Genomic DNA, 22,991 nt, shown 5'->3' with positions numbered 1-22,991 from the left:
GTCCGGGGGCAGGCGTCCGGGAGCTGTCGTTCCGTGGGCGCGCGGTGGGCGGTCGATTGGCGCGCGGTTGGCGGCGGTCCCGCTTCGGGGGGATCTGGCCGCAAGCTGCGCCCCGCGGTGCAGCTTCATGACAGCTCCGGGCCTGCCAGGGCGCTGTTTCCGTGGGTAGCGTCGCCCGCGTCCTTCCGATCCCGCACAGGACACAGGTGGCCCGCATGACGACCCGGATCACACCTCCCACCCCGCCGTCCCGTCCCGTTCGCGTCCCCGCAGAACCCCGGACCCGCGGGTGAGCCCGGTGCGGTTCCAGCTGCTCGGGCCGCTCAGCATCAGCGACGGCGGCGAGACCGTCGTGCTGCACCCCTCCAAGCCGGCCAACCTGCTCGCCGCGCTGCTCCTCAACGCGGGCGCCATCGTCTCCGTCGACTACCTGCAACGCATGGTCTGGGGCGACGAGCAGCCGGCGACCGCGCGGGCCGCGCTCCAGACGTGCGTGCTGCGGCTGCGGCGGCTCTTCGCCAAGCACGAGGTGGCCGGCACCCCCATCGAGGCGGTGCCCGGCGGCTACCGGATCAGCGCGGACGCCCGCTCCCTGGACCTCGTGGAGTTCCGCGAGCGGGTACGGGCCACGCAGGAGCCGGGGCTGTCGGCCGGGGCGGCGCTGGCGGCGCTCCAGGGGGCGCTGGGGCTGTGGCAGACCGGGGTGCTGGCCAACGTGCGGTCGGAGGTCATCCACCGCGACGAGGTGCCGCGGCTGCTGGAGGAGCGGCTGCGGGTCGTGGAGCAGCTCTGCGACCTGCGGCTGCGGCTGGGGCAGTGCGGTCCGGCGCTGGTGGACCTGTGGAGCGTGACCCGTGCGCACCCCGACCACGGCCGGTTCCGGGAGCAGCTGATCGAGGCGCTGTACCGGACCGGGCGGCAGACGGAGGCGCTGGCGGAGTACCGCAGGTTCAAGGCGTACCTCGCGGACGGCCTCGGCGTCGGGCCCTCGGCCGCGCTGCAACGGCTGGAGCTGTCGATCCTGCGCGGCGAAGACCTGGGCCCGGCGACCGAGACGCCCGACCGGGCGGCGCTCACGGCGGCCGCCGCCGCCGCGCCCGCGGCCTCGGCGCCGGAGCCCACCCCCGCCCCGCCGCCCGCGCTGTCGCCGGTGCCGTGGTTCACCGGCCGCGCGGAGGCGGTGGCCACGCTGCGGCGGCGGCTGACCGCCGCGCCCGACGGCTCGGGCACGCCGGTGGCCGAACTGGTCTGCGGCGGGCCCGGGATCGGCAAGACCGCGCTCGCCCGGCAGGTGGCGCACCTCGTACGTGACGACTTCCCCGGCGGCCAGGCGCTGGCCCCCATGGCGGCGCCGGACGGCTCCCCCCGTGGTGCCGCCGAGGTGGTCGAGGAGCTGGCAGCGCGCGTCGCTCCGGGGGAACGCGCGCTGCTGCTCCTCGACGATGTGGTCGACGCGGCGCAGGCGCGCGACGTGCTGTCCGCGCTGCCCGGGCACGGGGTGCTGATCACCAGCCGGCTGGGGCTCGCCGGGCTGGTCGCCGCCCACGGCGTACGGGCCCACCGCCTCGGCGCCCTCCCCGCGGCCGAGGCGCGGGAGTTGCTGACGGCGGTGCTCGGCGCGGAGCGGGTGGCGGACGAGCCGGGCGGCGCGGAGGAGCTGACCGAGGTGTGCGCGGGTCATCCGCTGGCGCTGGTGATCGCCGCCGCGCGGCTCGGCACCCGGCCGGCGCTGCGGCTCGGCGACTGCGCCCGCTGGCTGGCCGACGACCCGCTGGGCCGGCTGTCGCTCAACGGCCACCCGCGGATGTCGGTGGCGGAGCTGTTCGACGCCGCCCTGGACCGGCTCGACCCCGAACTCGCCGAGGCGTACGCCGCGCTCGGCGCGCTGCCGGCGCCCGGCTGGGACGCCGCGGACTGCGCCGCCGTGCTCGGGCGGGCCCCCGCGGAGTGCGAGGCGGTGCTCGACCGGCTCGCCGACGCGGGCCTGCTGGAGGACGGGCCGCCGGGCCCGTACCACCCGCATCCGCTGCTGCGCCTGCACGCGCGGCGCAGCGCGCGGCCGCGGGGGCGCCGCCCGGGCGCGCCCGGGGCGCCCGGGGCGCCCGGGGCGCCGACCCGGCAGAACCGGACCAGCCAGCCGAAACAGAAGGTGTGAGAGGGATGCCACGAGCGTTCGACGACCTCGCCGCGATGCGGCCCAGGCTGCGCCGGGACGTGCTGTTCACCCAGACCCCCGGGGGCGTGCTGTTCCACAACGCGGACGGCGGCTTCCACCTGACGGGGCGTACGGCCTACCGCTTCGCCTCCCTGATCGTCCCGCACCTCGACGGCAGCCGCCCCCTCACCGACATCTGCGCCGGACTCGGCGCGCCGCAGCGGGCGATGGTCGCCGAGCTGGTCGGCTCGCTGGTGGAGCGGGACTTCGCCCGCGACGCCGCGCCGGCCGCGGCGCCCGGCCCGCCGGCGGCGGTCGCGGAGCGCTTCGCCGCGCAGATCGCGTACGTCGACCACTACGTGGACGAGGCCGCCGCCCGCTTCGCCCGCTTCCGCGAGACCCGGGTGGCGGTGCTGGGCACGGGCGAGGCGGCGCGGTGGTGCGTGCTGGGGCTGATACGCAACGGGCTGGCCGAAGTCGCCGCCGAGGAGCGGCCGGAGCCCGCGGTCGCCGAGGCCGACGAGCTGACCGCCGCCGGGTCCCCGGCCGTGCTCAGCACCGTCGACGCGGGCGCGCTCTGCTCGTACCAGATCCTCGTCGTGACCGGCGCCGACGCGCCCGCCCGCACCCACGCCCTGCTGCGGGACGGCCTCGCCGAGGGCCAGCTCCTCATCCCCGCCTGGACGTTCGGCGACCGCGTCGTCGTCGGCCCCCGCTCCGGCGGGCTGACCTCCGGCTGCCTCGGCTGCGCCCTGCTGCGGCTCGGCGGCGGCGTCGACCCCGCGGGCGCGGCGGCGCTGCTCGCGGAGCTGGCGGGGGTGGCCGAGCCGGCGGCGGCGCCGGCGGGCGGGGCGCTGACCGGGCCGGTGGCGGCGATGGTCGGCAACCTCCTCGCGTACGAGGTCTTCCGCACCGTCACCGGGGCGCTGCCCGCCGAGACCGAGGGGCAGGTGCTCGTCCAGGACCTCGACTCCCTGGACGTCGTCGCCGAGCCGCTGCACCCGCACCCGCGCTGCGCGCGGTGCGCGGCGGGGGCGGAGGCGGAGGGCCCGGAGCCGCGGCCGGAGGAGCTGACGGCGGCCGAGACGGTGACCGTGGAGACGGCGCGGGAGGCGGAGGAGCTGGTCAACCGGCTCAACCGGCTCGGCGACGCGCTGATCCGGCCGCACGTGGGCGTCTTCACGCGCTACCGGGACGAGGAGCTGACGCAGACCCCGCTGAAGGTGAGCCGGATCGAGGTGCCGCTGGGCGCGGGCGGCCCGCGGTCGGTCGCGGCGTTCGACGTGCACCACCTCGCCGGCGCCCGCCAGCGCGGGCTGCGCACGGCGGCGGCGCTGTACGCCGAGCACGCCGCGCCGGTACGGCCGCAGCCCGGACTCCCCGCGCGGATACGGCGGCTGGGGCCGGAGGCGCTGGTCGCGGACGGCGGCACGGGCGTCACGGCGGACGGCGTGGCGGCGTGGGCCCGGACGACGTCGCTGCTGACGAAGGAGGAGGTCGCCGTGCCCGCGGCGGCGCTGAACCCGGCGGGGGCGGCCAACCGCGACGGGCTGGTGCTGCGCGGTGCCTGGGGCACGGGCGCGGGGGAGAGCGCGGGCGAGGCGGCGGGGCACGCCCTGCTGTCGGCGCTGGCGCACGAAGGGTTGCTGCGCGCGGTTCGGGGTGGTCACGGGGCTATCCCGCACCGCGCGCAGCCAACGGGGGACGACCCCGAGTGGCTGTTCCTGACCCGCTCGGCGGAGACGCTGGGCGTGGGCGTGGAGCTGCTCGACCTCGGCGAGTCGGAGCACAGCGGGGTGTCGGTGGCGCTGGCCCGGGAGCCCGGGGTGGCGGCGCGCTGGGCGGTGGGCGCGGCGCTCACGCCGGCGGGCGCGGCGGTGGCCGCGCTGCGGGACCTGCTGGGGCAGGTGCAGCTGGCCGCGGAGACCGGCGAGGCGCCGGACGTGGGCGACGAGCTGCTGCCGGACCTGGCGCCGGGGGCGGTCCAGGTCTCCGGGGACGCGGACGGGGACGGCGGCGCCGCGGCGGAGGTGACGTTCCCGGCGGTGCTGGAGCGGCTGCGCGCCGCGGGCCGCGACGTGCTGTGGTGCGACACGACGCCGGTCGACCTGCGGTCGGCGGGGCTGTACACGGCGCGGGTGCTGCTGACGAGGGAGGGCAGCGGTGGCGATCGCTGACCCCGAGGCCCCGCCGGCGGGTCCGCCTGCGGCCGGCCCGTGGGGCGAGGCGTGCGCGGCGCTGGCGGCGGAGCTGAGAACCCGCCTGGCGGCACTGCTGGCCACGCCCCCGCGGGTGGAGGTGGCCCCGCTGGGCCTGACCAACGCGTTCGCCCCGCCGGCGGCCCGTACGGGTGCGGCGCCGGGCGCGCTGGCGCTTGCGGCGCGCGGGGCTGTTGTCCCGGCGGAGCCCGGCGAAGCCGGTGGAGTGCCGGATGGAAGCGTGTTCGCCCAGGCGGCGGGTACGGATGCGGCGTCCGCCGATGACGCCGCTCCGGCGGACGCCGGCGTGCCGCCGGGCGCTGCCGGCCGGCGGCACGGCCGTACGGGTGCCGCATCCGCGGCGCCTGCGGCCGCCGTCCCGGCGGAGCCGGGGGGCGACGCCGGTGTGCCGGGCGCACGCTCCGCCGCGCCGCACGCGGACGCCGCTTCCGCGGCGCCTGCGGCGCGGACTTCCGCCGTCCCGCAGGGACAGGGCCCGGCTGCCGACGACCGCGGTGCACCGGCCGGGGCTGCGGCCGACGTGCCCGGCGGCGCCGCGGGCGCCCCCGCGGAGGCGGTTCCCGTTCGCCTCTACGGGCGGCACGCCGTCGTCGGGCCCGTTCCGGGGGGCGGCGCCGGGGCTCGCGGGTGCGTGTGGTGTCTGGAGCGGCGGTGGCAGGCCGCGCGGTCGACGGCGTTGCGGGAGGCCCTCGAACTGGGCGCCGGGACCGCCGCCGCGGGGGTGCCGCCGCAGTGGACGCCGTTCGCCGCCGGGGCGCTCGCCGCCGTCGTCGCCGGTGCCGTCTCCGCCGCCGGGCGCCGCGACTCCGGAGCGAACGACGCCATCGTGGCCACCTCGACCGGATCGACCTCCTCCGCCGCCGCCCCGGCGGCTTCCGGCGCTGGCGCCTCCGGCGCGAGTGCCACCACCGCGGCAACTGCGGCCACCGCCGTCTCCACCACGGCCTCCGGCTCCGCCGCTACCCCTTTCCCCCTCGTCTACCAACTCGACCTCGCCGACCTCACCGTCCGCCGCTACCCCCTCGTCCCCGACCCCGAGTGCCCCGCCTGCGGCCCCCGCGAGTGCGACTCCGCCGACGCCGCCGTCCTCGCCCTCGACCCCTCGCCCAAGCACCGCCCCGGCTCCTTCCGGACCCGCGCGCTCGCCGACTACGACCTCCCCACCGCGGCCTTCGCCAACCCCGTCTGCGGCGCCCTCGGCCCCACCGTCGTCCTCGACGTCTCCTCCACCTCCACCTCCGCCACCATCGGCTGCTTCTCGCTCCGCTCCGGCGACTACCTCCGCGAGACCTTCTGGGGCGGCCACGCCGACACCTTCCGCGACAGCCTCCGCATCGGCGTCCTGGAGGGCCTGGAGCGCTACGCCGGCATGCGCCCCCGCGCCCGCGCGACCACCGTCCGCGCCAGCCTCGACCAGCTCACCGCCGCCGGCCGCCCCGCCCTCGACCCCCGCCGCTGCGGCCTCTACGCCCCGGAGTTCCACGCGGCGACGGGCATCCCCCCGTTCACACCCGGGCGCGAGGTCTCCTGGGTCTGGGGCTATTCCCTCACCGGCCACCGCCCCCTCCTCGTGCCCGAGGTGCTGACCTACTACCACACCCCCGGGCTCGCCGACCGGTTCGTCCAGGAGAGCTCCAACGGCTGCGCCTCCGGCGGCTCCGCCGCCGAGGCCGTCTACTACGGCCTCATGGAGGTCGTCGAGCGCGACGCCTTCCTCCTGGCCTGGTACGGGCAGCAGCCCCTCCCCGAGCTGGACCCCGCCTCCGCCGTCCGCCCGGCCACCCGGCAGATGGTCGCGCGGCTGGAGATGTACGGGTACCGGGCCCGGTTCTTCGACGCCTCCCTGACCTTCCCCATCCCCGTCGTCACCGGCGTCGCCGAGCGGTACGACGGCGGCCCCGGCCGCATGTGCTTCGGCGCCGGCGCCGGCCTCGACCCCGAGGCGGCGCTCGCGTCCGCGCTCGACGAGATCGCCACCGACGCCGTCAACCTCACCGGCCGTACGGAGCGCGAGGAGGCCCGGCTGCGGGCCATGGCCGCGGACTTCGGGAAGGTCGCCGCCCTCCACGACCACCCCCTCGTCTACGGGCTCCCGGAGATGGCCCCGTACGCCGACTTCCTGCTCAAGCCGCGCCGGCGGCCCGTACCCCTGCGCGAGCGCTACGGCGCCCCGCGCACCCTGCCCGCCGCCGACGACCTCGCCGACGACGCCGCCGCGTGCGTCGCGGCGGTCGGCGAGGCCGGGTTCGAGGTGATCGTCGTCGACCAGACCCTTCCCGAGCAGCGCGAACGCGGGCTGTGGACGGTCAGCGTGCTCGTACCGGGGCTGCTGCCCATCGACTTCGGCTGGACCCGGCAGCGCGCGCTCGGCATGCCCCGGCTGCGTACCGGCCTGCGCGAGGCCGGGCTGCGCGACCGCGACCTCACCGACGCCGACCTGAACCCCGCACCGCACCCGTTCCCCTGACACCGGCCAAGGAGCAGACGATGGGATACGCCCACGGATACGCGACCGCGATCATGCATCGCGGCCGGGTGCCGATGGAGCCGGTGGACTTCGTACCCGACTGGGGGGACGGTCCCCGCAAGACCAAGCACTACCCCGGCACGGACCGGCTGCCGCTGCCCGCCGGCCCCGCCTACCCGGCGTACGCCACCGTCGAGCGCGGGCTGCGGGGCCCGGCGGGCGGCGGCGGGCCCGCGTTCGACCTCGGGCTCCTCGGCGGGCTGCTGCGGGACTCGTACGGGCTGGTGGGCCGGCGCCTCGGCGTGCAGGCCAACACCGACCTGGGCGCCCTGCCGTTCTACCCGCTCGCCAACTGGTCCCGCGGCACCGCCTCCGGCGGCGGCCTCTACCCCGTCTCCGTGTACTGGGTCAGCGGCCCGTCCGCGCCCGTACCGCCCGGCGTGCACTACTACTCCGCCCGCCACCACGCCCTGCGCCGGCTGCTGACCGGGGACGTGTCGGGGACGGTGCGGGAGGCGCTGGGGGAGGGGGCGCCGGGGCCGGAGACGGACCAGTACCTGGTGCTGGGCGTGAAGTACTGGCAGAACTCCTTCAAGTACAACAGCTTCTCCTTCCACGCGGTGAGCATGGACGTGGGCGCGCTGCTGGGCACCTGGCGGATGTGGGCCGGGGCGCGGGGGACGGCGCTGGAGCCGGCGCTGTGGTTCGACGAGGAGCGGCTGGCGCGGCTGCTGGGGGTCGCGGGCGAGGAGGAGGGGATCTTCGCGGTCGTGCCGCTGCCCTGGGCGGGGAACGCCACCGCGGCCGGCGCCCGCGCCGGTGCGGACACGGCACCCGCGCCCGCCGCGCCCGCCGAGGTCTCCGTACGCCACCGGGACCTCGAACGCTCCCGCACCGTCCGCACCTTCGACGCCCTCACCGCCATGCAGCACGCCACCGCCGCCGACGCCGCCGTCCGCCCCGCCCCCGGCGCGCTGGCCGCCGCGGCCCCGGCGGCCCCGGCGTCCGCGGCGCCGCGGCGGCCGGAGACGCCGCTGCCGGAGCGGGCGCCGCTGGCCCGGGACGTACGGGGGGCGCTGCGCGCGCGGCGCAGCAGCTTCGGCCGCTTAGCGGCCGAACGGCCGCTGGACGGCCCGCACCTGACGGCCTGTCTGGCCGCCGCCGCGGGCGGCGCGCGGCTCGGCGGGGACGCGGCGGCGGCCGGCGCGGACGGGCTGGTGACGCTGTACGCGCTGGTCAACCACGTGGCGGGGGTGGAGCCCGGCACCTACGAGTACGTGCCGGACGGCGGCCCCGGCACGCTGCGGCTGGTCTCGGCGGAGCCGCCGGGCGAGTTCCTTCAGGAGAACTACTTCCTCGCCAACTACAACCTGGAGCAGGCCGGCGCGGTCCTGGTGCCCACGGTCCGCACGCACAGCGTGCTGGACGCGGTCGGCGACCGCGGCTACCGCCTGGTCAACGCGCTGATCGGCGGCGTCGCCCAGGCCACGTACACCGCCGCGGCCGCGCTCGGCGTCGGCTGCGGGGTGGCGCTGGGCTTCGACAACATCGCGTACCGGGAGCGGTTCGAGCTGACCGGGACGGACGAGATGCCGCTGCTGATCATGATGCTGGGCCACGAGCGGCGCGGCGCGTCCGACTTCCGCTTCGAGATCGCCTGAGGGGCCGGGATGACGGGGACGACGGGGACGACGGGAAGGGCGGGGATGACCGGGAAGCAGACGGAGACGGCGCCCGTCGCCGCGGGCGTACGCGCGGACGCGGCACGGCCGGACGGGGCCGGGACCGGCGCTCCGCCGCCCGGCGGAGCGGAGCCCGGGGGCACCCCGCCCGGGCCCGCGCGGCGGCCGGAGGACGACCACCCCGCCGACGCCCCGCCCGCCGCGGGCGGCGGCCTCGGGCCGCGCTTTCTCGCCCGGATCGCCGGCATGCCCGCCGACTCCGTACGGGCCCTGCGCTCCACCGCCGTGCGCGACTGGGCCGACGGCGTGCTCGCCGCCGAGGCCCGGCTCACCGCGCTCGGCGGGCCGCTCGGCGACCGGCTGCACGACCTCGTCGCCGGCCGCGCCGACGAGCGGACCCGGCGCGACCTGCTGCGGCTGCGCCGGGAGGTGTTCAACGGGCGCCGCCCCGCCGACCCCGCCGCCGCGCTCGCGCTCGTCGCGGGCCTAGCGCCGCAGGTGGCCGAGCCGCTGCGCGGCTGGCTGGAGCTGCGCGGGCAGTTGGACGACGACCTGGCGGCCGGCGAGGAGCTGCTCGCCGCCGAACTCCGCCGCACCCGCGGCGCGCTGCGCGCGGTGCTGGACGAGGACCGGCTGCGCGGCGGCGTGCTGCTGGCCTCGCCCGTGCTGGACGCGCAGCTGGACGCCTTCGCCGCCTCGGACCCGGCGCGGGCCGACAAGCGGACGCGGAAGGTGGAGCGTTCGCTGCTCGCGTACCTCTACCGCACGGCGTGCAAGACGAGCCCGTTCGCCGCCTTCACGTCCGTCGCCCTGGGCCGGCTGACGGACGAGGCGCCGGCGGACCCGGGCGACCCCGCCGCCCTGCGCCTCACCGGCCCGTACACCCCCCGCAGCCACCCCCGCCTCAACGTCCTCGCCGTCGGCCGCCTCGCCGCCGCCGTCCTCGCCGACCCGCGCCGCCGCGCCGACCTCCCCGTCGCGCCCGCGCCCGGCTGGGGCCGCGACGAGGACCGGGTGCGCTACGTGCGCCGCTGGGTGACCGCGGGCGACGACGACACCGCCGTCACCTTCGACACCGTCAAGGACCAGCTGTTCTTCCTGCGCCGCAGCGGCGTGCTGGAGCGGATGCTCGCGCTGCTGGAGAAGCAGGAGACCGTCCGCTACGGGGAGCTGGCCGACTGGCTCCGCGCCGACCTGGACGCCGAGCCCGAGGCGGTCGAGAAGTACCTGTCCGCGCTGCTCGACGTCGGCATGGTCCGGGTGCCCTGCCTCGACCTCGGCGCCCACGACACCGACCCGCTGCGCGCCTTCCAGCGCGCGCTGCGCGCGCTGGACCGGCCCTGGGCGGACGACGTCGCCGCCGCGCTGACGGCCCCGCTGGACCTGCTCGCCCGCTACCCCGCCGCCCCGCCCGCGGAGCGGCGCGAGCTGCTCGGCGGGCTGCGCCGGGGGCTGGCGGACGTGCAGCGGGAGCTGGGCGTGGCGCAGCCGCGGGTGCCGCGGACGGTGCTGTACGAGGACACGACGGCGCCGGAGGTGACCGCCCCCCGCGCCGCGCCGGCGGGCGCGGCCGCCCCCGCCGGGCTGGTGGACGCGCTGGCCGGGCCGCTGGCGGCCGTCGAGCGCGTCCTGCCCGCGTTCGACCTGACGCTGCCGCAGCGGCTCACGCTGCGCGGGTTCTTCCTCGCCCGCTACGGCACCGGCGGGCGCTGCACGGACCTGGTGAAGCTCATCCACGACTTCCACGAGGACTTCTTCGACCAGTACCTGTCCTTCACCGCGCGCCGCACCCCGTTCGACGACAAGGGGGAGTACGTACCGGAGGAGAACTGGCTCGGGCTGCCGCAGCTGCGCACGCTGGACGCGGCGCGGCGGGCGTTCCACACCGGGGTACGGGACCGCTGGGCGGCCCACGAAGACGCCGGCGCCGAACTCGTCCTCGGCGACGGCCTCTTCGACGCCGTCGCCGCCGAGCTGGCCGCGCTGCCGGCGGAGCCGGCGCTGCACAGCCACCACGTGCAGCTCGCCGGGTCCGAGCCGCTGGTGGTGCTCAACCGCTCGTACGGCGGGCTGCACTTCCCGTTCAGCCGCTTCACCCACTGCTTCGACGGCACCCCCGGCGCGCCCGCCGCCGACGGCGGCCTCTCCGCCGAGCTGCGCGCCCGCGCCCGCGAACTCCAGCCCCCCGGCGCCGTGTTCGCCGAGGTCACCGGCGGCCCCGTGACCAGCAACCTCAACCTGCACGGCCGCCTGACCGACTACGAGATCGTCTGCCCCGGCGAGACCAGCTCCGCCCCGCCGCAGAACCGCATCGCCCTCGACGACCTCAGCCTCGCGCACGACCCCGCGACCGACCGGCTGGTGCTGCGCTCCGCGCGGCTCGGCCGCGAGGTGGTGCCGGTCTACCTCGGCTACCTCGTCCCGCTGGCGCTCCCCGAGATCCCCCGCACCCTGCTCCTGCTCTCCCCGACCTCCATGTCCCCGGTCGACGTCTGGGCCGGCGTCCCCGAGGGCGAGCCGGACGACGGCGTCACCCACCGCCCGCGGGTGCGCCACGGCCGCCTCGTGCTCGCCCGCCGCTCCTGGCGCGCCCCCGCGACCGCCCTCCCGCCCCGCGCCACCGGCACCGGGGACGGCGGCTGGCTGCTGGCCTGGCACCGCTGGCGCCGCCGGCACGGGCTGCCGGCGCGGGCGTACGCCATGGTCAAGGACGACGCGGCGCGCGGCGCGACCGGCGCCAAGCCGCAGTACGTGGACTTCGACAGCCCGCTGTCGCTGCTGGCCTTCGAGGGCCTGCTGCGCAGCGACGCGGCGCGCGTGACGTTCCGCGAGGCGCTGCCCGACGAGGACGGCCCGTACCTGACGACCGAACACGGCGGCCACGTCGTGGAACTCGCCGTGGAGACGGCCCCCGCGGCCGGCACCGCAGAAGGGGAGACCCCGTGACCGACCAGCCCGCGCCCGCCGCGTCCGCCGCCGGGGCGGCCCCCGGCGCCTGGCAGGCCCTCCACGTCTACTACGCCGCCAACCCCGTCCCGCTGCTCCTCCAGTGCGTCCGCCCGCTCGTCCGGCAACTGGAACAGGACGGCCTGCTGGCCGGCTGGTTCTTCATCAACTACTGGCTCGAAGGCCCCCACGTCCGCCTCCGTCTCCGCCCCGCCTCCCCGGGGGCGGAGGCGGAGGTACGGACCCGCGCCGAGTGCGCCGTCGACGCCTTCCTCGCCGAGCGCCCCGCGCTCTACCAGGTCGACTCCGGCTTCCTCAACGAGTTCTACAACCAGCTCTTCGACATCGAGTTCCGGCCGGAGGACCGCGCCGGGTTCACCGACGCCGAGGGCCGCATGAACCTGCGGCCGAACAACTCCCGGGCCTGGCTGCCGTACGAGCCCGAGTACGGCAAGTACGGCGGCCCGGCCGGCATCGCGCTCGCCGAGTGGCACTTCGCCCGCTCCTCCGAGCTGGTGTGCGACGCGCTGCGCGGCAAGAACCTGCACCTGCGCACCGTGCTGCTCGGCACGTCCGCGCAGCTGATGCTGATCATGTCCACCGCCTTCCTCCCCGACGACGGCCGGCTCGCGGACTTCCTCGACCGCTACTACACCTTCTGGCACCGCGCGTTCCCCGACACCGGCTTCATCGGCAGCGCCGAGTACGAGCGCAAGGCCGACGAGGTCGCCCCCGGCCTGCTCACCTGGCACGGCCGCATCCGCGCCGCCGCGGCCGGCGAGGGCACCCTGCCCGCGCTGCTCGCCCGCTGGGCGGAGCACTGCCGGGAGCTGCGCGACCGGGTGGTGGCGCTGGCCGAGCGGGGCGACCTGGTCTTCCGGTCCTGGGACGGCACGAAGGACGAGCCGGTCGACGACCCCGACGAGGCGCTGGAGCGGCTGCTGTCCCCGTACATGCACATGACCAACAACCGGCTGCACGTGACGATCCAGGACGAGGCGTACCTTTCGCACGTGCTCGCCCGGGCGCTGCACGCGCGCGCCGCCGGCCCCGCGCCGGTCCCCGGGAGCGCGCGGTGAGCGGCACCCGGGAGTCGCTCGCCGTCCACCGCCCCCGGCTGCGGCCCGGGGTGCTGGTCAGCGACGCGCTGCTGCACGGGCCCCGCACCGTGCACCTGGTGAAGGACACCGACAGCGGGCAGTCCTTCGAGGTGGGGCCGCGGGAGCGGTTCCTGATGGTACGGATGGACGGCTCCCGCACGGTCGCGGAGCTGGGCGGCGAGTACGCCGCCGCCTTCGGCAAGCGGCTCGGCGAGGCGCACTGGGGCCGGCTCTTCCAGCTCCTCGGCGGCAAGGGCCTGCTGGACGGCGCCCCGCGCCCGGACCGCCCGGCCGCCGACTCCGACCCCGGCGCCGGCCCGGCGCCGGGGTCCGCGGACCGGCCCGCGCGGAGCCTCCTCGCCGGCAGCGTGCGGCTCGTCGCCGACGCCCACGCCACCGCCGGCCGGCTGCACCGCGCCACCGGCTTCCTCCTCGGCCGCGTCTGCGGCACCGTGCTGCTGGCGGCCCTCGGCGCGATGCTGCTCGTCCTCGCCCTGCACCCGGGCGAGCTGGCCGACGGCGCCGCCGCTGTGTTCACCCGGCCCGTGCTGCTGGTGGCCGTGGCCACCGCGCTGTGGCTGTCCACCGCGCTGCACGAGCTGGCGCACGGCGTCGCCGCGCGGCACTACGGCGGCCGGGTCGGCGAGATCGGGCTGCGCTGGCGGCTGCCCGTGGTGATCATGTACTGCACGGTCGAGGACTACCCGTACCTCCCCGGCCGCGGGGCCCGCATCGTCGTCGCCGCCGCCGGGGCCGTCGCCAACCTGCTGTTCCTGCTGCCGTTCTGGTTCTGGTGGCTGCTCGCCCCCGAGGGCGCGACCCGCGACGGCCTCGCCGGGCTGCTGTTCCTCGGCGTGCTCCAGGCCGCGGCGATGCTGGTGCCGCTGCCGCCGCTCGACGGCTACACCATCGCCGGCCAGCTCCTCGGCGGCCTGAAGCTCGCCGAGTCCAGCCGTACGTACCTTGCCCTCGCGCTGCGCCGCTCACCCGACGCCGCCGCCTACCCGCGCCGCGCCCGCGCCGTCTACACCGGCTACGCGGCGGGCGCGCTGCTGACGGTGGCGGCGCTGGCGGTGGCGCTGGTGCTGCTCGTACGCGCCGTGGTGCTGGCGGCGTAGGCCCATGACCCGAGCCCGAGTCCCGCATGCCGAATCTCCTGAGGAGAACGCCGTGACGACCGACACCGACGACCGCGCCGGAGCGCCGCCGGCCGTCCGCCTTACGGCGGTGCGCAAGAGCTACGGCGACGTGCGGGCGGTGGACGAGGTCTCGTTCACGGTCCGGCGCGGCGAGTTCTTCGGCCTCCTCGGACCCAACGGCGCGGGCAAGACCACGCTGATCGAGATCATGGAGGGGCTCCGCGCGGCCGACGGCGGCGCGGTCGAGGTGCTGGGCCGGCGGCCCTGGCCCCGGGACAAGGAGCTGCTGCCGCGGCTGGGCGTGCAGACGCAGAGCTCGGCGTTCTTCGTCCGGCTCACCGCGTACGAGCACCTGAAGACCATGGCCGCGCTGTACGGGGCCGAACGCGCCGCCGCCGACCGCACGCTGGCCCTCGTCGGCCTCACCGGGCAGGCGGACGTGCGGGTCGAGAACCTCTCCGGCGGGCAGCGGCAGCGCCTCGCGATCGCCTCCGCGCTCGTGCACGGACCGGAGCTGATCTTCCTGGACGAGCCGACCGCCGCGCTCGACCCGCAGGCCCGGCGCGCCCTGTGGGAGGTGCTGCGGGAGCTGAAGCGGGCCGGCCGCACCATCGTCTACACCACCCACCACCTCGACGAGGCCGAGGCGCTGTGCGACCGCGTCGCGATCGTCAACCACGGCCGCGTCACCGCCCTGGACACCCCCGGAAAGCTGGTCGCGCGCGGCGGCTCCGCCGTGTGGCTGCTGGTGCCCGCCGAGCGGCTGAGCGAGGCGGACGCCCGGGTGCTGCCCGGCGTCACCGAGGTCACCCGCGAGTCCGACGCCCTGGTGCTGCGCACCGAGGACGCCGGGCCGGTGCTGGCGGCGGTCGAGAAGGTCGCCGGGCTGCACGGGGTGCGTACCCGCACGGCCAGCCTGGAGGACGTCTACCTCCAGCTCACGGGACAGGAGTGACATGAGCGCCTATTCCGCGCTGGCGGAGGCCGGCTACCGGGCGTACACCCGGGACAAGACCACGCTCTTCTTCACCTTCGCCTTCCCGCTGCTCTTCCTCGTCGTCTTCGGGCTGATCTTCCACGGCCAGGACGTCGAGGAGAGCGGCCGGCCCTACATCGCGTACATCGCCCCCGGGGTGCTGTCCTGGGGCGTCGGCAACGCGGCCGTCTTCGGCGTCGGGTTCGTGCTGATGCAGTGGCGCCGCGACGACATCCTGCGGGTCATCCGCATGACGCCGACGCCGCTGTCCGCCGTGCTGGGCTCGCGCTACGTGCTGGCCGTGGGCATCGGGCTGGTGCAGGCGGTGCTGTTCGTGGCGGTGGCGCTGCTGCCGGTGCTGGGGCTGGAGCTGGCGGCCGGCTGGCCGCTGGCGGTGCCGGTGCTGGTGCTGGGCGTCACCGCGTTCCTGGCGCTGGGCGCGATCGTCGGCTCCTACGCCCGTACGCCGGAGGCGGTGGCGGCGGTCGCCAACTTCCTGATGGTGCCGATGGCGTTCCTGTCCGGCTCGTTCTACCCGCTGGACGCCATGCCGTCGTGGATGCAGACGATGAGCTGGGTGCTGCCGCTGCGGCACCTCAACGACGGGGTGTCGGCGGCGCTCACCGACGCGGGCGGCGGCGCGGACATCGCGGTGGCGTGCGGCGGCCTGGCGGCGTTCGCGGCGGTGTTCGGGGCCGTGGCGTTCCGCGTCTTCCGCTGGAGCGACCGGACATGACGGCGACGACGGCCGAAGAGTCGGCACCGGAGCGGACCCCGGCGGTACGGAACGAGCCCACCGCCCCCTTCGAGGCGGCCCGCGCCTGGCTGGCGGAGGCGCTGCGCGCCCGCTGGGCGGCCGGCGAGGGCGTCACCGCGCGCCCCGGCGACGTCTCCGCCCCCCGCGATCGGAACCTCCCCGAACCCCCCGTCGTCGTGCCCCTCGGCGCGGCCGACGCCCTGCACCCCGGCCGCGACCCGTGGCCGGACGCGCGCCCCGGCGCCACCGTGCACCTCAGCTCCCGCGCGGTGCTCGTCGGCCCCTGGGGCGCCGAAGGGGAACCGGCGGCAGGCGGGCCGCCCGCACCGCGGCCCGCCTGCGGCCGGTGCCTGGCGATGCGCTGGCAGCGGCTCCGTACCCGCTCCGAACGGGAGGCGCTGGAGGGTGGCTTCGCGCCCGCCGGCGGCGCGGCGTGGCCGGTGCTCACCGACCACGCCGCCGACGCCGTGTGGGCCGTGTGCCGCGCGGCCGCCGGCCGCCGCTCGCCCGACGGGCTCGCCCGCGTCACCCGCGTCGACCTCGGCACCCTCGCGCTGGCCACGTTCCCCCTCCTGCCCGAGCCGCTCTGCCCGTCCTGCGTGACCCCCGGCGACGACGCGCCCGAGCACGGCCGCATGTACCTCGCCCCCACCCCGAAGCCGGCCACCGACGTCTACCGCGTCACCCCGCTGACGGCCCTCGACCTCCCCGAGGCCGCCCTCGCCAACCCCGTCTGCGGCGCCCTCGGCTCCACCACCCACCTCAACCCCGCCTCCACCACCACCGCGCCGATCTCCGGCAGCGCCTTCGTCCGCGGCTACGCCGGCCTCAACGACGTCACGTTCTCCGGCCAGGCCGACGCGTACGCCACCAGCCGCACCCTCGCGTACCTGGAGGGCCTGGAGCGCTACGCCGGCACCCACCCCCGCCGCGGCCTGCGCCCCGTGACCGCCTCCCGCGACGAACTCGCCGCCGAGTGGGGCGAGAACTCCGTCGTCGACCCGCGGCGCACCGGGCTCTACGCCCCGGAGACGTACCGCGACGACCCGATGGTCGCCCCCTTCGACCCGGCCCGCCCGATCCCCTGGATCTGGGGCCACTGCCTGCGCGACGACCACCCCGTGCTCGTACCGGCGCGGCTGGTGCACTACAGCGCCGGACTGCCGTCCGACAACTTCGTCTTCGAGTGCTCCAACGGCTGCGCCACCGGCGGCTCCCTCGCGGAGGCCGCGCTGTACGGGCTGCTGGAGCTGATCGAGCGCGACGCCTTCCTTCTCACCTGGTACGGCCGCGGCCCGCGCACCCGCGTCGACCCGCGCTCGACGGGCGACCCGCGGGTGCGCGGCATGCTGGACCGGGCGGCGCTCCTCGGCTACGACGTGCGGGCCTTCGACACCCGCGGCGACAACGGCGTCCCGGTGATCACCGCGGTGGCGGTACGGGAGGACGGCGGCCCCGGGCTGCTGTCCTTCGGCGCCGCGGCCGGGCTGGACCCGGCGGGCGCGCTGACCGGCGCGCTCAGCGAGGTGCTGACGTACATCCCGCACCTGGCGTACCAGGTGACCGAGCGGCGCGCCGAACTGGAGGCAATGGCCGCGGACTTCGGGCGGGTACGGCAGCTGAAGGACCACGCGCAGCTCTACGGGCTGCCGCACATGGCCGGGCACGCGCGGGACTTCCTGACGGACGAGCCGGCGCTGCCGCTGGCCGAGGTGTACGCGGACTGGGCGCAGGTGCGCCCCGCGACGCTGGACCTCCGGGACGACCTGCGGCTGCTCGTCGACGCGCTGGCGGTGCACGGCTACGACGCCGTGGCCGTCGACCAGACGACGCCGGAGCAGCGGGCGGTGGGCCTGCGCACGGTCGCGACGCTGGCGCCGGGGCTGCTGCCGCTGGACTTCGGCTGGCACCGGCAGCGGGCGCTGCGGATGCCGCGGCTGCTGGCGGCCGTCGAGTCCGCCGCGGCCGCCGGCCGGGGCGGGGCCGGGGGCGGGCCGCGCGCGGTGCCGCACCCGTTCCCGTAGCGCGGTGGGCGCCCCGGACGTGCCGCAGCCCTCCCGGGAGAACGGATCCGTCCCGGGAGGGCTGCCCTTGGCGCGGCGCTACCGACGGTGCGTCAGGCGCTGCACGAGGTGGTGCTCGTGGTGCTGGAGCACGTCGAGGTGGAGGAGCAGGAGGTCGAACCGGCCAGGACGACCTCGGCCTGGTCCGAGTAGTCCGAGATCTCGAAGGTCTCCGACTCCAGCTCCAGGATCTCGTCGGCGAGGGTGGAGAGCGCCTTGTCAGCCATGGGAACTCCTTCTTGCGTATCGAGGGCGGGTTCGCCGCCCGTACGACCGGCGGAACCGGTTCTTGACCCGAACATTGAATCGACCGGCGCTGCCACCCCCGGCCCCGTTTCGCTGTCACCTCGCTGACACCGGGCGACAGCGGGCTGAGTCCGCGCTGATCACGGCGTCGGGCAGGCTGGGAGGGCTCGGGGGCCCCAGCACGAGGAGCGTGGCGCGCATGGCCGTACCCGCGGATATCCTCCGGTCCGCCGTCGAGTGCTGCCTCGACGTCCACCTCCACCCCGAACTCGCCGGCGCCGAGGAACGCACCGCCGGCGTGCTCGCCGGCCGGCTCGCCGCCGACGGCTACGCCGTCACCCGCGGCGTCGGCGGCCACGGCGTCGTCGGCCTGCTGCGCCGCGGCGACGGGCCGACCGTGCTGCTGCGCGCCGAACTCGACGCGCTGCCGGTGCCGGAGGACAGCGGCCTCGCCTACGCCAGCGCCGTCCCCGGCGTCGCCCACGCCTGCGGCCACGACCTGCACCTCGCCGCGCTCGCCGGCGCCGCCCGGCTGCTCGCGCGCGACACCGCGGGCTGGCGCGGCACGGTGGCGGTCGTCGGCCAGCCGGCCGAGGAGACCCTCGACGGCGCCCTGGCGATGCTGCGCGGCGGGCTCTATGACCTCACCGGCCCGCCCGACGCCGTCCTCGCCCAGCACACCGCGCCGCTGCCCGCCGGCACCGTCGCCCACCCCGACGGCGGCCCGCTGCTGGCCGGCACGGCGACGGTCGACGCGGTGCTGCACGGCACCGGCGGGCACGCCGGGGCGCCGCACCTGACGGTGGACCCGGTGGTGTCGGCGGCGGCGGCCGTGCTGCGGATGCAGACCCTCGTCGCCCGCGAACGGGCGCCCGCGGAGCAGGCGGTGCTCACCGTCGGCCGGCTCGCGGCCGGCGCCGAGGCCAACGTCATCCCCGACCGCGCGGAACTGGGCATCAGCCTGCGGGCGTTCGACGAGGGCACCCTGGACCGGCTGCTGGCGGGCGTACGCCGGGTGCTGGCCGGCGAGGCGGCGGCGGCCGGCGCCCCGCGGCCCCCGGAGGTGACGGTACGGGCCCGCTCGCGGGCGCTGCTGCCGGACGCCGACCTGGCGGCCGGTTTACGGTCCGCGCACGTCGCGGCGCTGTCCCCGGCGCGGGTGCTGCGCTGGCAACCGGCCACCGCGGCGGAGGACTTCGCCTGGTTCGGCCCCGCGGGCGCGGAGGTGCACGGCGCCCCCGGCGTCCGGCTCGGCTACTGGATGCTGGGCACGGTGTCCGCGTCGGCCCGCCGCGAAGCGGCGCGCACCGGGCGGGCGGTGCCGGGGAACCACTCGCCGCGGTTCGCGCCGGATCTGCGGACGGCGCTGCCGACCGGGATCGAGGCGCTGGCGGCGGCGGCGCGGCGGGCGCTGGGCGAGGACGGCGGCACCGGTGCCGGCGGGGCGGGTCGATGAGCGGCGGGGGCGGGACGTACGAGGTGGCCTTCGTACGGCAGCACTACGACGCCCCGCCCGCGGAGACGACGGCGGTCCGGCTGCTGTGGCTGCTGCGGGCCCACCTGCCGCACGAACTGCGGGTGGAGTCGGAGCGGATCCGGCTCACGCTCGCGGCGCCGGCGGACGGCGCGCCGGCCGGGCCGGAGCGGGCGATGGGGGACATCCTGTCGCATCGCGCGTGCACGGGCTGGACCGTGGAGTGCTGACCGCCCGGCCGCCCGCCCCCGGGGCCGCCCGCCCCCGGACGGCTCCTCAGACCCACCCGCGCTCACGGGCGAGCAGCGCGGCCTGCGCGCGCGTGGAGGCGCCGAGGCGGCGCAGCACGTCGGCGATGTGCCGCCGGTACGTACGCACCGAGACCCCCAGGTCCCGGGCGCCGGTCTCGTCCTTGCCCACCTCGCACATCATCCGCAGCACCCGCAGCTCCGCCTCCGACAGCTCCGTCTCCGGCTCCTCGCCCGGCTCGCGCAGCTCGACGGAGACGTCCTCGGCCTGCTCCCACACCTTCTCGAACAGCCCGGACAGCGTGCTGACCAGCCCCCGCCCCCGCACCATCAGCGCGCCGTGGTCGCTGTTCTTCGGGTCCTTGGGCATGAGGGCCACCCGCCCGTCGTACACGGCGAGCTGGTCCGTGATCTCCTCGACCACCCGCACCTCCCCGCCGCGGGCGAGCAACTCCCGTACGTGCCCGGCGACCCGCGGGTGCTGGAGCGTGTCCGCGGGCAGCACCAGCCGCCGCCGCACCCCGCGCTTCAGCGCCCGCCACTCGACCGTGCGCCGCTTGAGCACCGCCTCGGACATCAGGTGCACGCCGGGCTCGACGGACGCGATCTCCTCCCGGGCGAAGAAGACCAGCTCCTCCATGCGGTTGCTCAGGTCCTGCCGGTCGTCGATCTCCTCCACCCCGTGCTCGCCGCCGTACGCGCCGCCACGGCCGCTCTCCGCCGCGGCCGCGGACGCCGCCGCGGAGGCCATGGCCTCCGCGCGCAGCGTGGCCAGCACGTGCCGGCTCTGGGTGATCCGCTGGATCTCCTGGTACATCTCGCGCAGCCGCAGCTCGGTCAGCCGCGCCACCACCTGCTCCGGATCGACGGGGAGGAAGCAGCCCGGCCGATCCCCGGGTCTCAGCAGCCGCAGCCGGACCAGGCGGGTCATGGCCTGTTCCATTTCGTGCCGGGGTATGCCGAGCTTCACGTGCAGGCCCTCGGAAGGGGAGTCGGGCTGCCGGAGGAAGTGCCGGTACAGGTGCTCCTCCGCCGGGGAGATCCCGAAAACTCCCATTTCGTTGGTATGCACGGCGAGCCTCCTGCATTGAGCGGATCTACGGATCTGCCGCGAGGCGGCGTCGGCCTCAAAGGCCCATGGTTCCGCGCCGTCGCCACGTCGGGGTGAACTTCGGCGTAACGACAATTTGTCACGCCGGAGTGCGCTGCGTGAGGTATATCGCGGGCAAAGACGTGGAAGGGAGGGCGGAGCTTTCGAGCCAACGCGGGTACGCGCCGCGCGTTCCGCCCGGCGTTTATCCGGTCGCCTCCGCCGATCACCTTTGCGACGATCACCTCCATGGACACGACCCCCGGCCTCGACCGCCTCCTGGACGAAGCCGCCGCCGCCCCGGTGGACGGCTGGGACTTCTCGTGGTTCGAGGGCCGCGCCACCGAGGAGCGGCCCTCGTGGGGATACCAGCGGCTGATGGGCGAGCGGATGGCCGCGGCCGAGGCGTCGCTGGACATCCAGACCGGCGGCGGCGAGGTGCTCGCCGGCGTGCCCGCGCGGCCCGCGCTGTCCGTCGCCACCGAGGCGTGGCCGCCGAACGCCGCCCGGGCCACGGCCCTGCTGCACCCCCTCGGCACGGTGGTCGTCGCCGCTCCGGACGAGCCGCCGCTGCCGTTCGCGGACGGCGCGTTCGACCTGGTGGTGAGCCGGCACCCGGTCGAGCCGTACTTCGGCGAGATCGCCCGCGTCCTGCGGCCCGGCGGAACGTACTTCGCGCAGCACGTCGGGCCGGCCAGCGCCTTCGAGGTCGTCGAGTTCTTCCTCGGGCCGCAGCCGGAGGACGCGCGCGGCGCCCGCGACCCGGAGGGGGAGCGGGCGGCGGCCGAGGCGGCGGGGCTGGAGGTCGTGCGGCTGCGGACGGAGCGGCTGCGGATGGAGTTCCACGACGTCGGGGCGGTCGCGTACTTCCTGCGGAAGGTGGTGTGGATGGTGCCGGGCTTCACGGTGGCCGCGTACCGGCCGCGGCTGCGGGAGATGCACGAACGCATCCGGTCCGAGGGCCCGTTCGTGGCGCACAGCGCGCGCACGCTGTTCGAGGCGCGGAAGCCGCCGGCCTGAGGGGGACCGGGCCCGCGGGCCCGGCCCCCCCCACGCGGGTCAGATCCCGAACGCCGCCGGCCAGCGGATGAGCCCGCCGGGCAGCGGGTGGGCGGCCTCGTCGAGCGCGAGGGCCATCACGGCGTCGTCCGGAGCGTCGACGCTGATGCTGATGCCGTACGCGGACGCCCGCGTGAAGCCGAACCGCGGGTAGTACTCCGGGTGTCCGACCAGGACGACGTAGCGCTCGCCGTGCGCCGCGGCGGCGGCCAGGGCCGCCCGTACGGCCGCGGAGCCGACGCCGTCGCGCTGCCGCTCGGGCCGTACGGAGACGGGGCCCAGGCAGAGCGCCGGGGTGTCGCCGATGTGGCCGCGGGTGAGCAGGATGTGCCCGACGGGGTGGCCGGTGTCGTCGGCCTCGTCCGTGACGACGAGGGACAGGCCCGCGAGCCAGGCGCTCGGGTCCGCGCGCAGCGCTTCGACGATGTCGGCCTCGTGGGGCCGGCCGAAGGCGGCGAGGGTGATCTCGCGGATGGCGGGGATGTCGGCGCGCGTCTCGGCGCGGGTGATCCAGGTGTTGCCCATGGCAGAGGGTGATCCGTTTCGGTGGTCGTGTTCGCTGGGAGAGGCGAGGGTCAGGCCACGGCCCGGGACGTGGACGCGAGGGCGACCTGAACGCCGGGCGCGGTGCCCGTGAGCGCGGTCATCAACCTCACCTCCCCGGTGGCTTCTCCCGTAGCGGAAACGACGGGTACACCCTACCCCGGTCGGTCGCCGGCGCGTAGGACGGGGGCGACGACCGCGGTGACGGCCTTCCGCACCGCCTCGGGTGCGGGCGGGGCGGCGGCGCGGTCGGCGAAGAGGAGGTGGGCGGCGCCGACGAGGGTGGGGGCGAGGACGGGGATGTCCGCGTCGGGGGCGAGGCGGCCGCGGTCGCGCTCGGCGGTGAGGTACCCGGCGAGCACGTCCGCGGCGTCGGTGAGCAGCGGCACCCCGGTGGGCCGGGTGCGGCGCAGGCGGGCGCGGAGGTCGTCGCGGGAGACGACGAGGCCGACGACGGCGACGGCGACGGACTCGAAGAGCGCGGTCAGCGCGTCGGTGAGGTTGCCGGCGACGGTGCCGCGGCCGGCGTCGGCGGCGGCGCGGAGGTCGGCGGCCTGGTCGTCGAGGCGGGCGATGCGGTCGAGGACGAGGGCGGCGAGGAAGTCGTCGAAGTCGGCGAAGTGCCGGTGCAGGACGCCCTTGGCGCAGCCCGCCTCGTCGGTGACGGCGCGGCTGGTCAGCGCGGTGGGACCGGAGCGGAGGAGGACGCGCTCGGCGGCGGCGAAGAGCTGCCGGCGGGGGTCGCGGATGGCGGTGCCGGTGGGCATGGGGCGGGGGTCCTCCGCGGTGCGGGTGGCTTGAGTGGGCAGGTGCCCACTAGAGTGGGC

17 protein-coding genes are annotated in these 22,991 nt (G+C 77.0%); 13 read left to right on the top strand and 4 right to left on the bottom strand.

Annotated features, from left to right (window positions below):
- Positions 1–298: 298 nt before the first annotated feature.
- The 10 genes from ACHZ99_RS11020 to ACHZ99_RS10975 all read left to right on the top strand — a co-directional run bounded on the left by ACHZ99_RS11020 (position 299) and on the right by ACHZ99_RS10975 (position 17,465).
- Positions 299–2,155, top strand: a complete 1,857-nt coding sequence (locus tag ACHZ99_RS11020; protein ID WP_420304283.1) for a BTAD domain-containing putative transcriptional regulator — start codon at positions 299–301, stop codon at positions 2,153–2,155.
- Between the two features lie 5 nt (positions 2,156–2,160).
- The gene (locus tag ACHZ99_RS11015; RefSeq protein ID WP_420304282.1) at positions 2,161–4,332 is read left to right on the top strand and encodes a TOMM precursor leader peptide-binding protein; all 2,172 of its coding nucleotides are present in this window, start codon (positions 2,161–2,163) and stop codon (positions 4,330–4,332) included.
- A 562-nt stretch (positions 4,333–4,894) separates the two neighbouring features.
- The gene (locus ACHZ99_RS11010) at positions 4,895–6,841 is read left to right on the top strand and encodes a TOMM precursor leader peptide-binding protein (RefSeq protein WP_420304683.1); all 1,947 of its coding nucleotides are present in this window, start codon (positions 4,895–4,897) and stop codon (positions 6,839–6,841) included.
- Positions 6,842–6,861: 20 nt separating this feature from the next.
- Positions 6,862–8,502, top strand: coding sequence for a nitroreductase family protein (locus ACHZ99_RS11005; RefSeq protein ID WP_420304281.1), 1,641 nt, complete (start codon positions 6,862–6,864; stop codon positions 8,500–8,502).
- A gap of 45 nt (positions 8,503–8,547) precedes the next feature.
- Positions 8,548–11,469 (top strand): lantibiotic dehydratase, encoded by a 2,922-nt coding sequence (locus ACHZ99_RS11000; protein ID WP_420304280.1) that lies wholly within the window; start codon positions 8,548–8,550, stop codon positions 11,467–11,469.
- A complete protein-coding gene (locus ACHZ99_RS10995) occupies positions 11,466–12,548 on the top strand; it encodes a lantibiotic dehydratase C-terminal domain-containing protein (RefSeq protein ID WP_420304279.1) in 1,083 nt (360 codons plus the stop codon). The genes ACHZ99_RS11000 and ACHZ99_RS10995 overlap by 4 nt, the downstream gene beginning before the upstream one ends.
- On the top strand, positions 12,545–13,687 hold the full coding sequence (locus ACHZ99_RS10990) for a peptidase M50 (RefSeq protein ID WP_420304278.1): 1,143 nt from the start codon (positions 12,545–12,547) through the stop codon (positions 13,685–13,687). The genes ACHZ99_RS10995 and ACHZ99_RS10990 overlap by 4 nt, the downstream gene beginning before the upstream one ends.
- 52 nt (positions 13,688–13,739) lie before the next feature.
- A complete protein-coding gene (locus ACHZ99_RS10985) occupies positions 13,740–14,663 on the top strand; it encodes an ABC transporter ATP-binding protein (RefSeq protein ID WP_420304277.1) in 924 nt (307 codons plus the stop codon).
- A 1-nt stretch (position 14,664) separates the two neighbouring features.
- Positions 14,665–15,420 carry an ABC transporter permease gene (locus ACHZ99_RS10980; RefSeq protein WP_420304276.1) on the top strand — a complete coding sequence of 252 codons (756 nt, stop codon included), beginning with the start codon at positions 14,665–14,667 and terminating at the stop codon, positions 15,418–15,420.
- Positions 15,417–17,465: a TOMM precursor leader peptide-binding protein gene (locus ACHZ99_RS10975; protein ID WP_420304275.1), complete on the top strand. Its 2,049-nt coding sequence runs from the start codon at positions 15,417–15,419 to the stop codon at positions 17,463–17,465. Before ACHZ99_RS10980 ends, ACHZ99_RS10975 begins: the two co-directional genes overlap by 4 nt.
- A gap of 92 nt (positions 17,466–17,557) precedes the next feature.
- Here the strand turns inward: ACHZ99_RS10975 and ACHZ99_RS10970 are convergent, their stop codons facing one another.
- Complete coding sequence (locus ACHZ99_RS10970; protein WP_018840305.1) at positions 17,558–17,731, bottom strand: thiazolylpeptide-type bacteriocin; 174 nt, start codon at positions 17,729–17,731, stop codon at positions 17,558–17,560.
- Positions 17,732–17,949: 218 nt separating this feature from the next.
- On the opposite strand from ACHZ99_RS10970, the gene ACHZ99_RS10965 reads away from it, so the two are divergent.
- Complete coding sequence (locus tag ACHZ99_RS10965; RefSeq protein ID WP_420304274.1) at positions 17,950–19,206, top strand: amidohydrolase; 1,257 nt, start codon at positions 17,950–17,952, stop codon at positions 19,204–19,206.
- Complete coding sequence (locus ACHZ99_RS10960) at positions 19,203–19,454, top strand: hypothetical protein (RefSeq protein WP_420304273.1); 252 nt, start codon at positions 19,203–19,205, stop codon at positions 19,452–19,454. The genes ACHZ99_RS10965 and ACHZ99_RS10960 overlap by 4 nt, the downstream gene beginning before the upstream one ends.
- A 46-nt stretch (positions 19,455–19,500) precedes the next feature.
- Here the strand turns inward: ACHZ99_RS10960 and ACHZ99_RS10955 are convergent, their stop codons facing one another.
- Positions 19,501–20,544 carry a hypothetical protein gene (locus tag ACHZ99_RS10955; RefSeq protein ID WP_420304272.1) on the bottom strand — a complete coding sequence of 348 codons (1,044 nt, stop codon included), beginning with the start codon at positions 20,542–20,544 and terminating at the stop codon, positions 19,501–19,503.
- 267 nt (positions 20,545–20,811) lie between these two features.
- Here ACHZ99_RS10955 and ACHZ99_RS10950 point away from each other — a divergent pair, with 267 nt between their 5' ends.
- The gene (locus ACHZ99_RS10950) at positions 20,812–21,582 is read left to right on the top strand and encodes a class I SAM-dependent methyltransferase (RefSeq protein ID WP_420304271.1); all 771 of its coding nucleotides are present in this window, start codon (positions 20,812–20,814) and stop codon (positions 21,580–21,582) included.
- Between the two features lie 39 nt (positions 21,583–21,621).
- Here ACHZ99_RS10950 and ACHZ99_RS10945 read toward each other — a convergent pair whose 3' ends face one another.
- Positions 21,622–22,146: a GNAT family N-acetyltransferase gene (locus ACHZ99_RS10945; RefSeq protein WP_420304270.1), complete on the bottom strand. Its 525-nt coding sequence runs from the start codon at positions 22,144–22,146 to the stop codon at positions 21,622–21,624.
- Between the two features lie 173 nt (positions 22,147–22,319).
- Positions 22,320–22,931 carry a TetR/AcrR family transcriptional regulator gene (locus ACHZ99_RS10940; RefSeq protein WP_420304269.1) on the bottom strand — a complete coding sequence of 204 codons (612 nt, stop codon included), beginning with the start codon at positions 22,929–22,931 and terminating at the stop codon, positions 22,320–22,322.
- Between the last annotated feature and the right edge of the window lie 60 nt (positions 22,932–22,991).

Origin of the sequence: Streptomyces sp. MAR4 CNX-425, assembly GCF_048656465.1 — a bacterium.
GTDB lineage: Bacteria > Actinomycetota > Actinomycetes > Streptomycetales > Streptomycetaceae > Streptomyces.
Note: the sequence above shows the minus strand (reverse complement) of the source record. Positions and strands in the feature narration are given on the sequence as shown.

Excerpts from the sequence above, each read along its gene's own strand:
- ACHZ99_RS11015 (WP_420304282.1), top strand. The coding sequence starts at position 2,161 with ATGCCACGAGCGTTCGACGACCTCGCCGCGATGCGGCCCAGGCTGCGC.
- ACHZ99_RS11005 (WP_420304281.1), top strand. The coding sequence starts at position 6,862 with ATGGGATACGCCCACGGATACGCGACCGCGATCATGCATCGCGGCCGG.
- ACHZ99_RS11000 (WP_420304280.1), top strand. The coding sequence starts at position 8,548 with ATGACCGGGAAGCAGACGGAGACGGCGCCCGTCGCCGCGGGCGTACGC.
- ACHZ99_RS10980 (WP_420304276.1), top strand. The coding sequence starts at position 14,665 with ATGAGCGCCTATTCCGCGCTGGCGGAGGCCGGCTACCGGGCGTACACC.
- ACHZ99_RS10975 (WP_420304275.1), top strand. The coding sequence starts at position 15,417 with ATGACGGCGACGACGGCCGAAGAGTCGGCACCGGAGCGGACCCCGGCG.
- ACHZ99_RS10970 (WP_018840305.1), bottom strand. The coding sequence starts at position 17,731 with ATGGCTGACAAGGCGCTCTCCACCCTCGCCGACGAGATCCTGGAGCTG.
- ACHZ99_RS10965 (WP_420304274.1), top strand. The coding sequence starts at position 17,950 with ATGGCCGTACCCGCGGATATCCTCCGGTCCGCCGTCGAGTGCTGCCTC.
- ACHZ99_RS10960 (WP_420304273.1), top strand. The coding sequence starts at position 19,203 with ATGAGCGGCGGGGGCGGGACGTACGAGGTGGCCTTCGTACGGCAGCAC.
- ACHZ99_RS10950 (WP_420304271.1), top strand. The coding sequence starts at position 20,812 with ATGGACACGACCCCCGGCCTCGACCGCCTCCTGGACGAAGCCGCCGCC.
- ACHZ99_RS10945 (WP_420304270.1), bottom strand. The coding sequence starts at position 22,146 with ATGGGCAACACCTGGATCACCCGCGCCGAGACGCGCGCCGACATCCCC.
- ACHZ99_RS10940 (WP_420304269.1), bottom strand. The coding sequence starts at position 22,931 with ATGCCCACCGGCACCGCCATCCGCGACCCCCGCCGGCAGCTCTTCGCC.